The 13,041-nt window shown below is 57.4% G+C and carries 13 protein-coding genes; 5 read left to right on the top strand and 8 right to left on the bottom strand.

All coding sequences use genetic code 11. The features are described from left to right. Positions 1 to 48 precede the first annotated feature (48 nt). Complete coding sequence (locus tag ACLHDD_RS16310) at positions 49 to 528, top strand: DUF1456 family protein (RefSeq protein WP_427104897.1); 480 nt, start codon at positions 49 to 51, stop codon at positions 526 to 528. A 220-nt stretch (positions 529 to 748) separates the two neighbouring features. On the opposite strand, the gene ACLHDD_RS16305 is transcribed toward ACLHDD_RS16310, so the two are convergent. Then, the gene (locus tag ACLHDD_RS16305) at positions 749 to 1,612 is read right to left on the bottom strand and encodes a carboxylate/amino acid/amine transporter (RefSeq protein ID WP_427104896.1); all 864 of its coding nucleotides are present in this window, start codon (positions 1,610 to 1,612) and stop codon (positions 749 to 751) included. Positions 1,613 to 1,986: 374 nt separating this feature from the next. Here ACLHDD_RS16305 and glpT point away from each other — a divergent pair, with 374 nt between their 5' ends. Further along, the gene (gene glpT, locus ACLHDD_RS16300) at positions 1,987 to 3,327 is read left to right on the top strand and encodes a glycerol-3-phosphate transporter (RefSeq protein ID WP_427104895.1); all 1,341 of its coding nucleotides are present in this window, start codon (positions 1,987 to 1,989) and stop codon (positions 3,325 to 3,327) included. A gap of 48 nt (positions 3,328 to 3,375) precedes the next feature. On the opposite strand, the gene yigL is transcribed toward glpT, so the two are convergent. Together yigL and pldB are read right to left on the bottom strand one after the other, a co-directional pair. Next, positions 3,376 to 4,176, bottom strand: a complete 801-nt coding sequence (gene yigL / locus ACLHDD_RS16295; protein ID WP_427104894.1) for a sugar/pyridoxal phosphate phosphatase YigL — start codon at positions 4,174 to 4,176, stop codon at positions 3,376 to 3,378. A gap of 52 nt (positions 4,177 to 4,228) precedes the next feature. Beyond that, positions 4,229 to 5,221, bottom strand: a complete 993-nt coding sequence (pldB, locus tag ACLHDD_RS16290) for a lysophospholipase L2 (RefSeq protein WP_427104893.1) — start codon at positions 5,219 to 5,221, stop codon at positions 4,229 to 4,231. A gap of 112 nt (positions 5,222 to 5,333) precedes the next feature. Here pldB and rhtB point away from each other — a divergent pair, with 112 nt between their 5' ends. Beyond that, positions 5,334 to 5,957: a homoserine/homoserine lactone efflux protein gene (gene rhtB / locus ACLHDD_RS16285; protein WP_111139759.1), complete on the top strand. Its 624-nt coding sequence runs from the start codon at positions 5,334 to 5,336 to the stop codon at positions 5,955 to 5,957. Positions 5,958 to 6,014: 57 nt separating this feature from the next. Here rhtB and ACLHDD_RS16280 read toward each other — a convergent pair whose 3' ends face one another. The 4 genes from ACLHDD_RS16280 to pldA all read right to left on the bottom strand — a co-directional run bounded on the left by ACLHDD_RS16280 (position 6,015) and on the right by pldA (position 10,385). Continuing rightward, the gene (locus ACLHDD_RS16280) at positions 6,015 to 6,821 is read right to left on the bottom strand and encodes a DUF1460 domain-containing protein (protein ID WP_427105224.1); all 807 of its coding nucleotides are present in this window, start codon (positions 6,819 to 6,821) and stop codon (positions 6,015 to 6,017) included. 198 nt (positions 6,822 to 7,019) lie between these two features. Beyond that, positions 7,020 to 7,643, bottom strand: coding sequence for a threonine export protein RhtC (gene rhtC, locus ACLHDD_RS16275; RefSeq protein ID WP_111139761.1), 624 nt, complete (start codon positions 7,641 to 7,643; stop codon positions 7,020 to 7,022). A gap of 12 nt (positions 7,644 to 7,655) precedes the next feature. Further along, positions 7,656 to 9,482 (bottom strand): ATP-dependent DNA helicase RecQ, encoded by a 1,827-nt coding sequence (recQ, locus tag ACLHDD_RS16270; RefSeq protein ID WP_427104892.1) that lies wholly within the window; start codon positions 9,480 to 9,482, stop codon positions 7,656 to 7,658. Positions 9,483 to 9,506: 24 nt separating this feature from the next. Beyond that, on the bottom strand, positions 9,507 to 10,385 hold the full coding sequence (pldA, locus tag ACLHDD_RS16265) for a phospholipase A (protein ID WP_427104891.1): 879 nt from the start codon (positions 10,383 to 10,385) through the stop codon (positions 9,507 to 9,509). 193 nt (positions 10,386 to 10,578) lie between these two features. Between pldA and ACLHDD_RS16260 the strand changes: the two genes are divergently transcribed. Together ACLHDD_RS16260 and rarD are read left to right on the top strand one after the other, a co-directional pair. After that, positions 10,579 to 11,049, top strand: a complete 471-nt coding sequence (locus ACLHDD_RS16260; protein WP_427104890.1) for a thioesterase family protein — start codon at positions 10,579 to 10,581, stop codon at positions 11,047 to 11,049. 17 nt (positions 11,050 to 11,066) lie between these two features. Continuing rightward, the gene (rarD, locus tag ACLHDD_RS16255; protein ID WP_427104889.1) at positions 11,067 to 11,966 is read left to right on the top strand and encodes an EamA family transporter RarD; all 900 of its coding nucleotides are present in this window, start codon (positions 11,067 to 11,069) and stop codon (positions 11,964 to 11,966) included. Here rarD and ACLHDD_RS16250 read toward each other — a convergent pair. Next, entirely contained in the window at positions 11,937 to 12,989 is a 1,053-nt protein-coding gene (locus ACLHDD_RS16250) for an AbrB family transcriptional regulator (RefSeq protein ID WP_427104888.1), read from the bottom strand. The genes rarD and ACLHDD_RS16250 overlap by 30 nt on opposite strands. Positions 12,990 to 13,041 lie beyond the last annotated feature (52 nt).

Here is a 13,041-nt window from a genome sequence, read left to right as displayed (position 1 = left end):
ATCCCCTATAATGCGCAGCCTGTTGACCGACCATAAGAAGATCTCACCATGACTAACAACGATATTCTGCGCAGCGTGCGCTACATGCTTAACCTGAGCGATGCGAAAATGGTGGAGATTTTTGCGCTGGCAGAGTGTGACGTCCCTCTGACAGATATCCAGGCATGGCTGAAAAAAGAGGATGACGCTGCGTTTCGTCCCTGCCCCGACGTGCTGATGGGTTATTTTCTGAATGGCCTGATTTTCTACCGTCGCGGTAAAAATGAGGACGCCCCTGTGCCCTCCATTGAGCGCAAAATGACCAACAACATCTTCATGAAGAAGCTGCGTATCGCGTTCGATCTGAAAACGACCGACATCCCTGAGGTGCTGAAGCGGGCGAACTTTACGGTTTCGCAGGCGGAAGTGGGCGCGATTTTCCGCAAACCTGACCATAAAAACTACCGCGAGTGTGGCGACCAGATTCTGCGTAACTTCCTGAAAGGTCTGGCGATGATTCAGCGCCCTGCGAGCGGGAAACCCGCTTGAGGTCTGTTGTCGTTCACACGGGTTCATTGCACGGTCAGATACCGGGCTTAAATCGCAAAGAAAACCGGCCCCGGGCTGTACGGCCCGGCCCTCTCAGGCCCGGCCGATGCACAGGACGATAAGATTCCGTCGCGATCAGATGTGCCAGCCGCGGCGGCCGTTCCCTCCGTCGCCGCTCTCAACGCTGGCTTATCCTCTGTTTCAGCGCGCCCCTTTCGGCTTATGTCCGATCATTCCGCCCGACCACCCAGCGCCTGTGCACCCATAGCGAGGCGACGATCACCAGTGCCCCCGCAATAAAGCTCGGCCAGTGCGGTTTCTCCTGCCAGATAGCCAGATTGACCAGCAGTCCGGCGGGAACGTGCATATTGTTCATGATGCCCAGCGTGCCGGCATCAACCTGCGTCGCCCCGTAGTTCCACATAAAGTAGCCAAGACCGGACGCGGCTACGCCCAGCCAGACCAGAATGCCCCACTGCAGTGAAGTGGTTGGCAGTTTCTGCGGATTACCCCAGGCGGACCAGGCGATCACCGCGATCGCGACCGCGCCCAGATAAAACCAGGAGAAGGCGGTGTGCTGCGGCATAGGACGGGTCTCCTGCAGACGCTTATACCCTACCATTCCCGCCGCGAAGCAGATGTTGGCGAGCTGCACGAGCAGCAGACCCAACCAGAAATGATCGCTGACTTTGTCATAACGGATAATCGCGGCCCCGGCCACGGCCAGCAGCGCACTGAAGAGGTAGCCAATGCGCAGGCGGCGACGACTGATCAGGTCATAAATCAGCGTCACATAGAGGGGCGTCATCACCGTAAACAGCAGGAACTCCGACACGCTGAGGTAGAGATAGGCTTCGAAACTCAGCAGGTACATGACCCCCAGCTGCAGCATCCCCACCAGCATGTAAAGCAGCAGCGTTGACGGACGATAGCCGCGCCAGCGCAGAAAGGGTAAAAACACCAGCGCAGCCAGCGCCAGTCGCATCAGCACAGAGAACCAGCTATCCACCTGACCGGCGAGATATTCACCAATCAGGCTGAACGAGAAGGCCCACAGAATAGTGGTAATAATCAGTAAGAACACGGTAACAACCCCGAAATTAACAGGCCGCCAGTGTAAACAATGTGCCGCCGCGAGACTGTAAAATCTGGTTGACATCCGGTCACAAACCAGGCGACTGGATTGCCTGCTTCGGTGGCCATTTACACGTCCTGACATAACTGTCGATGGAATCGGTTTTCAGCCAGATAAAATGCGCGAAATAATCCATGCCGTGATTACTTTCGCTCTCAACTGTAATAAAACTGTAACAAATGTGTCATTCATCACAGTAACGTGGTGCAACTAACACTATTCTTTGCGCGAAATGGAACATCTTTTGTCCATTTCGTTTTATCCACGTCCTGCCCCAACCTGCTGGGAATTAAAACCATAATGTGCCCTGGAGGGCCTCACTGATGCTGAGTATTTTTAAACCTGCACCACGCCAGCCGCAGGTGGCAGAGGATCGCATTGATCCTCTCTACCGTCGTCTGCGCTGGCAAATTTTCATCGGGATCTTTTTTGGTTATGCGGCCTACTATCTGGTCAGAAAAAACTTTGCCCTCGCCATGCCCTATCTGGTCGAGCAGGGTTTTTCACGCGGTGACCTGGGCTTTGCCTTGTCGGGCATTTCTATTGCCTATGGCTTTTCCAAGTTCATCATGGGATCTGTCTCTGATCGCTCCAACCCGCGCGTCTTTTTACCTGCCGGGCTGATTCTGGCCGCCGCGGTCATGCTGATCATGGGGTTCGTTCCCTGGGCGACCTCCAGCATCATGGTGATGTTCGTGCTGCTGTTTATCTGCGGCTGGTTCCAGGGCATGGGCTGGCCGCCCTGCGGACGCACCATGGTGCACTGGTGGTCACAGAAGGAGCGCGGCAGGATTGTCTCGGTCTGGAACTGTGCGCATAACGTGGGTGGCGGTATTCCGCCGCTGCTGTTTCTGCTCGGGATGGCATGGTTTAACGACTGGAAGGCGGCACTCTATATGCCCGCTTTCGGTGCCATTGCGATTGCGATTCTGGCCTTTGCGCTGATGCGTGATACACCCCAGTCCTGTGGTCTGCCACCGATTGAAGCGTACAAAAACGACTACCCGCCCGACTATGACGCCAGCCATGAAGAGGAGCTGACGGCAAAACAGATCTTCATGAAATATGTGCTGCCGAATAAGCTGCTATGGTACATCGCGCTGGCCAACGTGTTTGTCTATCTGCTGCGTTACGGCATTCTAGACTGGTCGCCGACCTACCTGCGCGAAGTGAAACACTTTACGCTGGATAAGTCTTCGTGGGCTTACTTCCTGTATGAATATGCGGGAATTCCGGGAACGCTGCTGTGCGGCTGGATGTCGGACAAAGTCTTCCGCGGCAACCGTGGCGCGACCGGCGTCTTCTTTATGACGCTGGTGACTATCGCCACCGTGGTCTACTGGCTCAATCCGGCAGGCAATCCCGGGGTTGATATGACCTGCATGATTGTCATTGGCTTCCTGATCTACGGTCCGGTGATGCTGATTGGTCTGCACGCACTGGAGCTGGCACCGAAAAAAGCGGCGGGGACGGCAGCAGGCTTCACCGGCCTGTTCGGCTACCTGGGGGGCTCTGTCGCCGCCAGCGCCATTGTCGGTTATACCGTTGATTACTTCGGCTGGGATGGTGGCTTCATGGTGATGATTGCCGGCTGCGTGCTGGCGGTTATCCTGCTGCTGCTGACCATGGTCAGTGAAAACAGGCACAAAAAGAACATTGCCTGAAAGCAATAAAAAAGGGCCGGATATCCGGCCCTTTTTTATCCAGGAGGCTTAAGCCAGATAGAGCGTGCGCAGCAGCTGCGGCACCGCGTCATCGGCATTGGAACCAATTACATCCAGCTCTGGCAACGTCTCTTTCAGCCGCTGATGCGCGTTCTGCATGATATAGCCCTTTCCGGCCATGCTCAGCATCTCCACGTCATTCATGCCATCGCCAAAGGCGATACAATTTTCCAGCGAGTGGCCCAGCTGTTTTGCGACCGCTTCCAGCGCATGGCCTTTAGATACGCCCCCCGCCATCACTTCCAGACAGGTTGGCAGCGAGAAGCTGACGTTCACCCGGTCCCCCCAGCGCGCCTCAATGGCCTGCTCCATCGGGATCAGATGCTCAGGATTTTCGCAGGTGAAAAAGACCTTGCTGATGTTATTGGTCGGCAGCAGACCTGGCTCATAGACCTGGTAGTTAAACACCGACTCACGGAAATAGTCCTGCTCAGCCGGGCTGGAACGGCTGACAAACCACTCATCGTCACGGTAAACGTGCGTCAGGATATCGCTGTGATGATATTGCAGGCCGAACAGATCGCTGGCGATATCTTCGTCCAGATTGTGGCTGAACACCAGCTCACCGCGGGCGTTGTGCACGCGCGCGCCGTTCGAGGTGATCATATAAGCCGGAATCGCCAGGCTGTCGCGCATCTGGCCCACATCGATATGGTGACGACCAGTGGCGAAAATAAAATGAATCTCTTTCGCGACCAGTTGCTGCAGCGTTTCGCGCGCAAAAGGGGTCAGGCGATGTTCGGGGGAGAGCAGCGTGCCATCCAGATCGGATGCAACGATGTGATACATGAAAACCTCGGATAGCTGGTTCAGCCGGTGTTAACCGGTCGGATAAATAACGTCAGTGATGCGATGAAAAAAAGTCGACCACTGCATTGAGTGCTTCGGCACGCATCTCATCTTTTTCAAACAGGATCTCGTGACGCGCACCGTCGATCACCTGTGGCGTGTTGCCTTCACATGGATGGCCGGCCGCCGCCATCGCGGCACAGAAAAGATCCTGCGAGCGGTTATCGACCACCCGATCGTCGCTGGCCTGTAACAGCAGCAGCGGCGTGGTGATCTTATCAACCTGACTGAGGATATTGCGGCCTGCATGGATGCCTTCACGTACCCAGTGGTAGGTTGGCCCGCCTACGCGAATGGCCGGATCGTCCGCATAAAAACGCAGATTGCGCCGGTAACGCTCGGCACTGTGTGTCAGCCGGTTAATGCCAAACGGGTGGGCGCGCCAGCGTCCGGTACCCAGCGCATAGCCATCGCGCACGGCCGGTCGCTTCTCCGCCCAGTCCAGAATCCGGTGAGCCAGAAAAGAGGGCAACGGTAGCGCAATGCCAAACATCGGTGCCACCAGGACCGCCGCATGAAACGCCTGCGGCTGACGCGCCAGAAACAGCGTTAAGATGGCTCCCCCCATTGAGTGCGCCAGCGCGTAACGCTGCTGGTAGTGACCGCTGACGATCTCTTTCAGATAGAGCGTTTCCAGATCGTCGACGTAGTGGGTAAATTCCGCCACATGGCCGCGATGGGAATCTTCCAGCAGGCGATCGGATCGTCCCTGGCCGCGATGATCCAGGATGATCACGTCAAAGCCGCAGTGAAACAGATCGTAGGCCAGTTCAGGGTATTTGATGTAGCTCTCAATGCGTCCCGGCACAATCAGGATCACACGCTGATGTTGCGGTGATGTGAAACGCACATAGCGCAGCGTCAGATTGCCGACGCCGGTAAATTCACACTCTTCGCGGCGGTGCCAGAAGTCGAGCAGCGGCCCGGTGGCGAAGGCCGCAAAGGCTTTTTCCCGTCTCAGCCAGCTGGCTTTATGTTGATCCATTCGCCCTCCTGTTGAGCGGATACCGCGTCCTGAATGCTCTGCGCAGGCCGTAGCGCCGCGCTTAATTCTGGCGTATTGTGTCACAATTCCGTGACTAAAGAGAGCCTGACCCATGACCATCGAATGGTGGCTGACCTATCTGCTTACCACAACCATTCTCAGCCTGTCGCCGGGCTCCGGTGCCATTAACACCATGAGTACCGGGATCAGCCACGGCTACCGCGGCACGGTGGCGTCGATCTCGGGTTTGCAGGTCGGACTGGCGCTGCATATCGTGCTGGTGGGTATCGGACTGGGCGCACTCTTTTCTCAGTCGCTGCTGGCGTTTGAAATCCTGAAGTGGGCCGGTGCGGCCTATCTGGTCTGGCTGGGTATTCAGCAGTGGCGCTCCGCAGGCGGGATCGATCTGGATGCCGTCGCCAGAGCGATGCCGCGTCGTCGTCTCTTCAAACGCGCCGTGCTGGTTAATCTGACCAACCCGAAAAGCATCGTCTTTCTTGCCGCGCTGTTTCCCCAGTTTATCCAGCCGCATCAGCCGCTCTTTATGCAATATCTGGTACTGGGCGTGACGACCGTGGTGGTGGATATCATCGTCATGATTGGTTATGCCACGCTGGCGACGCGCATTGCTGGCTGGATTAAAGGCCCCCGCCAGATGAAGCTGATGAATCGTATCTTTGGCGGACTGTTTATGGCGGTGGGCGCCCTGCTCGCCAGTGCCAGAAAGATCGCCTGAGTCCTGCGCGCCGACCCGCTCCGGTCGGCGCCTCTCTTCCCCCTTCCTGCCTCGCCGTTAAGGCGCACTGACCGGTAGCGCACGCAGGACAATAATCCCCGGCTTAGACTGCATATATTCCCGGAAAGGCATATCGACCACTTTACGCGTCGTGCCCAGCGAAGAAGCATTTCTGAACCATAACCGGCCATCATGACGCACAGCGATACCGGCATGCGTGACATCCAGCGCCGGTTCAGTGGCGTAGACGCCGACATAATCGCCGGTGTGGATCTGCGCCAGCACCTGGGGCGTGATGGCCCGGCCAGGCAGATAGGTGATGCGGCGGGAGATTACCCCGAGACCCGGCACCTGCGATTTTCCACGCGTTTCACGATTCAGCGGTTTCACGATCGTCACCGTTTCCGGGCTGAGGCTGTGTGTCACATCATCGGCATTACGTGGGTTTTCTGCGAACCAGTCAGAGAAAAAGTGGCGGCGATTCAGGTAGCCCACTTTGCCGCCCGCATAGCGGGTGCGAATCAGGTTTGCCTCAAAACTGTCGCGGTCGCGGCTGTAGCTCAGTGCCTGGACATAATCCAGCAGCGTGAAGCAGTCCACACCGTGAAAATTCACCACCAGCGTTTCGGGTATGTCCGGCGAACCTGTCAGCGTGTGCGCCTGATAGGGGGTCCCAAGAAAGGCGGCAGAAATCCCGGCGATTCTCTCGCCCTGCGGCGCTGACAGCGGCGGCGCCTGCGCCAGGATCGCCGACACCTTATCTTTTCTGACCGGTTCCGGCACCGGGGGAGCAACGGACGCCGGTGCGGCACAGGCGCTGAGCGCGGCCGCGATGAGCAGCAGTAACAGGGGTTTGATTCGGATTATCCTCTTCGCAACAAAGGGCCTTCAGCGTGACTCTACCGGAGGCCAGCATTTCACTGTTTAACAAAGGATGACGATTTGTCTGCGGCAGCGGCAGAAAAAGCACAGAATCGTGGACGGCAAATCAGAAGGCGGCAGAGGGTGAGACGTCTGCCGGTCGCGCCACTGGCGTGCCGGCAGAACAGACGGGACCCGGGCTTAACGCGAGATAATAAGGTGGATACCAAAACCGGCAAACAGCACACCGGCCATGCCATCAACCCATTTCGCCAGACGCTGATACTTCGCACGCATCCACGGCAGCGCAAAGATAGCGGCTACCAGCGCAAACCAGGCAAAAGTTTCGCCGATAATCAACAGGAACAGGCCCCAGCGCTCTGCCGCACCGACATCATCGCCGACAAACAGTGAGAAGACGCTGCCGAAATAGATGATGGCCTTCGGGTTCGACAGATTAGTCAGCAGCCCCTTGAGAAAACTCATGCCGCGTTTTGGCAGTTCCACTACCGGCTCATCCTGCTGCGGCTGCTTGTGACGCTGGCGGGCTGAGCACATCAGTTGCCAGCCCATCCACAGCAGATAGAGTCCGCCACCGACCATGATGATCTGATGCAGCCACGCCATTTTTTCCAGGATCAGATGAAGGCCCATCAGTGCCACACCCGCCCAGACGACTATCCCCAGTGTGATGCCGAGCACCCCCATCATCGCCTCTTTGCGGGAGCGACTGGCGGCGGTTTGCGAAACGAAAAAGAAGTCGGGGCCGGGGCTCATCAGCGCCACCAGATGCACCAGCGCGACTGTTGCAAATAACATCAGCATAATCAGTGTCCTTTACTCTTCATCGAGATGCTCTTTGATCATCACCAGGAAAGGTTTGCCAAAGCGCTCCAGTTTGCGATGTCCGACGCCGTTCACGCTCAGCATTTCTGAGGCGCTGACCGGCATCTGTTCTGCCATCTCTATCAGCGTGGCGTCATTGAACACCACATAAGGCGGAATGTTCTCTTCATCCGCAATCGCTTTACGGAGCTTACGCAGCTTGGCGAACAGTTTGCGATCGTAGTTGCCACCGTGAAACTTCGTCGGGCTGCTGCTTTTGCTTTTCGCGGTAATCAGACGCGGCACCGCCAGCATCAGCGGCACTTCGCCCCGCAGCACCGGACGCGCCGCCTCAGTAAGCTGCAGAGCAGAATGCATGGCGATGTTCTGCGTCACTAACCCCAGATGAATAAGCTGGCGCAACACGCTGACCCAGTGTTCGTGGCTCTGATCTTTACCCAGCCCGTAAACCGGCAGCTTGTCGTGGCCCTGTTCGCGGATACGCTGGTTGTTCGATCCGCGCAGCACTTCCACGATGTAGCCCATGCCGAAGCGCTGCCCGACGCGATAGATGCCGGAAAGCGCTTTCTGCGCCTCAACCAGACCGTCGTAACGCTTAGGCGGATCGAGACAGATATCGCAGTTGTCGCACGGCTGCTGGCGACCCTCGCCGAAATAGTTCAGCAGCACCAGGCGACGACAGGTCTGCGCCTCAGCAAACGCGCCCATGGCATTCAGCTTGTGGCGTTCAATATCCTGCAGCGGCCCGGGCACTTTCTCTTCCAGACATTTACGCAGCCAGGCCATATCCGCCGGATCGTAGAGCATCATCGCTTCTGCGGGCAGGCCATCACGTCCGGCACGCCCGGTTTCCTGATAATAGGACTCGATGTTGCGTGGGATGTCGAAGTGCACCACGAAACGGACGTTAGGCTTGTTGATGCCCATCCCAAAGGCGACCGTCGCCACCACAATCTGCAGGTCATCACGCTGAAAGGCTTCCTGCACCCGACTGCGCTGTTCGCTGTCGATTCCGGCATGATATGCGCCGACGCTGAATCCCCGGCTTTGCAGACGCGCGGCGGTGTCCTCCACTTTTGCCCGGCTGTTGCAGTAGATAATGCCGCATTTGCCCCGCTGATCCTGCACGTAGCGCAGCAGCTGATCGGTGGGCTTGAACTTCTCCACCAGCGTATAGCGGATGTTGGGACGGTCAAAACTGCTGATCTGAATCAGCGGATCCTGCATGTGCAGCAGGTTAACGATGTCGTTGCGGGTGGTTTCATCCGCCGTGGCGGTCAGCGCCATCACCGGTAACGCCGGGAAGCGCTGACGCATTCTGCCGAGAGCACCATATTCCGGCCGGAAGTCGTGGCCCCACTGCGAAATGCAGTGCGCTTCATCCACCGCCAGCATCGCAGGTTGCCAGTGCGCCAGATTCTCCAGGAAGTTATCCATCATCAGGCGTTCAGGGGCGATATAGAGCAGTTTCACCCGACCCGTGCGGCAGTCCGCCATCACGGCCTGCTGCTGCTCGCGCGTCATGGTCGAATTGAGACAGGCGGCCGCCACGCCATTCGCCAGCAGCTGATCGACCTGATCTTTCATCAGTGAGATCAGCGGGGAAACCACCAGCGTCAATCCCTCACGCACCAGCGCCGGGATCTGATAACAGAGCGATTTACCGCCGCCGGTGGGCATAATCACCAGACAATCGCGCCCGTTCAGCGCCTCATTGATGATCGTCTGCTGACCGGGACGAAACTGCTGGTAGCCGAAGGTATCATGTAATACCTGCTGCGCCAGCGCTTCCTGATTGAGAACTGCCGAGGTTGCCACGCGATTCCTGTCTTACGTTAGGGATTAGAACAAGTCGTTGAGCGTTACACCCATACCCAGACGCGTCTGGCGATGGTTGTAATCGATCAGTGATTCACCGTAGCCGCTGAATACCTGAGTATAGAAGCGAACGTGCTCGCTGATGGGGTAGCTCCAGCCCAGGGTGGCGCCGCCATAACCGCTGTTCCAGTTATAGTTGCCCTCTACGCTGAAGATGTTGTCGCCCAGTTTATAGCCCAGACGGGTGCGGTAATAGCCCATATATTTGGTGATATCGGGATTGTCATCGTTGTTGGCCCCGTCAGGGATACGATACCAGGGCTTGATCTCCGCCAGGAAGTTCCCGTTTTCGGCCATCAGACGCGCATAAACGCGATTCCAGCTTCGAGAGGTCGGATCGCTGCGTCCATTGGATTCATGATTCAGACCCACTTCCACATCGCGCAGCGTCCAGCCGGCCAGTGAATAGTCCGTGGCCCAGCCCAGGAAAATCTGCGGCTCATAGTTGGTTTCACGGAAAGGCGATGACTCACCGCGATTTGACAGCTGCCACCACGAGCGCTGGGTATAGGAGGCGGCCAGCACCGAGTTATCGCCCAGAATACCGCGCCACAGTGGAAACGCCAGGCTGAGCTGGAATTTCACTTCATCTTTGCGGGCATTTTTTCCCCAGTTATAGGAGGAAATCGCCTCTTTATTCATGTCGCTGGTATAGGTGTAAAGCAGATAGTTGTTCTCATACGGATAGAGAACAAACGGGTTATCGTGCTTCTCCAGCAGGTTAGCAATAATGCTTCCCTGAACCGCTGGCGCGTCATGAACCTCTTTAATCTGGGCTTCATCCGCCTGCGCCAGCGCAGGGAAGATCAACATTGCCGCCAGCAAGGCGCGATGCTTACGCATAAAATTCTCCGGTGAGCGCTGCGTATCAAAATAACTGAAAGGGTGTCGTAAAAAGGAGGCCATTCTACACGCAAATGGCAGTGAGCATGAGTGCTGATTTCTTAAACTGGAAACACCCCCGCAGGCGGCATAGAATACACAACTCATTAATGTTCCGCGCCCCTCTGGCCCGATTTTTTCAGGACACATCATCATGTCATCACCCGTGCTGACACCGCAGGACGCTCGCCAGCTGGTCGGCGAAATTTTCGTTTATCACATGCCGTTTAATCAGGCCCTGGGCCTGGAGCTGATGCGCCTTGACGCCGACTATGCCGAGATCAGCTTCAATAACAAAAGCATGCTGGTGGGCAATCAGGTGCAGCAGATCCTCCACGGTGGCGTGATCGCAGCTGTCCTGGACGTGGCGGCGGGCATGGTCTGCGTCAGCAATGCCTTAACCCGTCATGAGAGCATCAGCGAAGCGGATCTGCGCCACCGGCTGTCGCGCATGGGCACTATCGATATGCGCGTCGACTATCTGCGGCCCGGACGCGGCGAGCGTTTTACCGCCACCAGCACGCTGCTGCGTGCCGGTAACAAAGTCGCCGTGGCGCGCGTTGAACTGCACAACCAGCAGGACGACTATATCGCCACCGCGACCGCCACTTATCTGATCGGCTAATCACTTCTGGATTTCACATGGATACGCAACAGACCCGCCAGGGCATCGGTTTTGCCCTGGGCGCTTACTTTATCTGGGGCATCGCGCCCGCCTATTTCAAGCTGGTAAAACAGGTTCCGGCGACGGAGATCATGACACACCGGGTAATCTGGTCTGCACTTTTTATGCTGCTGCTGATTACCGCAAGCCGAAGCTGGCCGGTGGTGCGCGCAGTCATGCGTCAACCCAGAAAAGTGCTGCTGCTGGCGATAACTGCGCTGACGATTGGTGGCAACTGGCTGCTGTTTATCTGGGCGGTCAACAATCAGCACATGCTGGAAGCCAGCCTGGGTTACTTTATTAATCCCCTGATCAATGTCGTGTTCGGCATGCTGTTCCTGCGCGAGCGTTTTCGTCGCCTGCAATGGCTGGCGGTTCTGCTGGCTGCCGTCGGTGTGCTGGTGCAGCTGTGGCAGTTTGGTTCGCTGCCGATCATTGCGCTTGGTCTGGCGCTGAGTTTTGCCATGTACGGGCTGATGCGGAAGAAAATTCAGGTCGATGCGCAGAGCGGTATGCTGATTGAAACCCTCTGGCTGTTTCCGCTGGCGGCGCTCTGGCTGTTTGGCTTTGCCGACAGCAGCACCAGCCATCTCTCCGCGAATCCGCTTAGTCTCAACCTGATGCTGATTGCCGCAGGCGTCGTGACCACGATTCCGCTGATGCTGTTTGCCGCAGCCTGCACCCGGCTGCGGCTCTCGACCGTCGGCTTCTTTCAGTATCTCGGTCCGACGCTGATGTTTATCCTGGCCGTCGCGTTTTACGGCGAAACGATCACCCCGGATAAGATGGTCACCTTCGGCTTTATCTGGCTGGCGCTGCTGGTGTTTATCTGCGACGCGGTGGCCTTTTCACTCCGTTCCCGTGCGCGCATAGCGTGAAATAAAACGGGCTAACGCCGGCCCGGTCAGCAGGATGGTAAAGAGACGCAGCGTCTGTAACGCCATCACAAACGCCATGTTGACCTGGGTGCCCGCGGCAATAATCGCCACCGTGTCCAGTCCGCCCGGGCTGGTGGCGAGATAGGCCGTCATCAGATCGATATCCAGCATCTGCGTCAGCATCCAGGCCAGCCCGCCGCACAACAGCATCAGGCCGAAGATCGAGGCCAGCATCTGCGGCAGCGTGCGCAGCGCCAGCAGAAATATTGGTCGGGTAAACCGCAGTCCCACACTCCAGCCGATCAGCGCATAAGCCACCGCCAGCAGCCATTCCGGCACCTGCAGCACCACAAGATTGCTGCCGTTGAGCAGCGCGCCAGCCAGCGCGGGCAGCAGCAGTGCGCCAGACGGAATGCGCAGTCGGGTGCCCAGCCACGCGCCCGTCAGCATTACTAGCAGAGTCAGTGCAAAGCCGTGATTCAGGGCGGGAAACCAGACTAACGAAACACTGTGCGCCTGATCGCCCAGCCCGATGCGCGCCACCAGTGCCGCCGCCGACGCGACAAACAGCACCCGCAGATACTGCATAAATGCCACCAGCCGCACGTCCGCGCCAAAGTCCCCCGCCATTGCGACCATCGCCGACGCCCCACCCGGCGACGATCCCCAGGCGCCGGTCGGACCGGGCAGATGACTGAAGCGCACCAGCAGAAAGCCTGACAGACCGCTGGCCGCCAGCGTCAGCAGCAGCACCATCAATATAATCGGCCACTCCTGAATCAGCGGTGTCAGGATTGACGGCGACAGGCTCTGGGCAATCATGCAGCCCAGCACGGCCTGAGCCAGCAGAAACAGCCGTTTATCAATCCGCAGCGTGGCACCCGACAGCCCCATCACCACACCAACAATCATCGGCCCCAGCAACAGCGCGGCGGGCACATGGAAAGCGTGCAGCACTGCGCCGAGCAGTACCGAGATCAGCAGCAGCAGCGTCCACTGCATACGCAACGACAGAGCATCCATAAGAAGTTAATTATTTGTAAAAACAGAAGGGTGAGATTACGCAGAAATGGGG

It is taken from the genome of Pantoea sp. NSTU24, from assembly GCF_050157905.1.
Taxonomy (GTDB): domain Bacteria; phylum Pseudomonadota; class Gammaproteobacteria; order Enterobacterales; family Enterobacteriaceae; genus Pantoea.
This window is presented reverse-complemented; position numbering and strand designations above follow the sequence as displayed.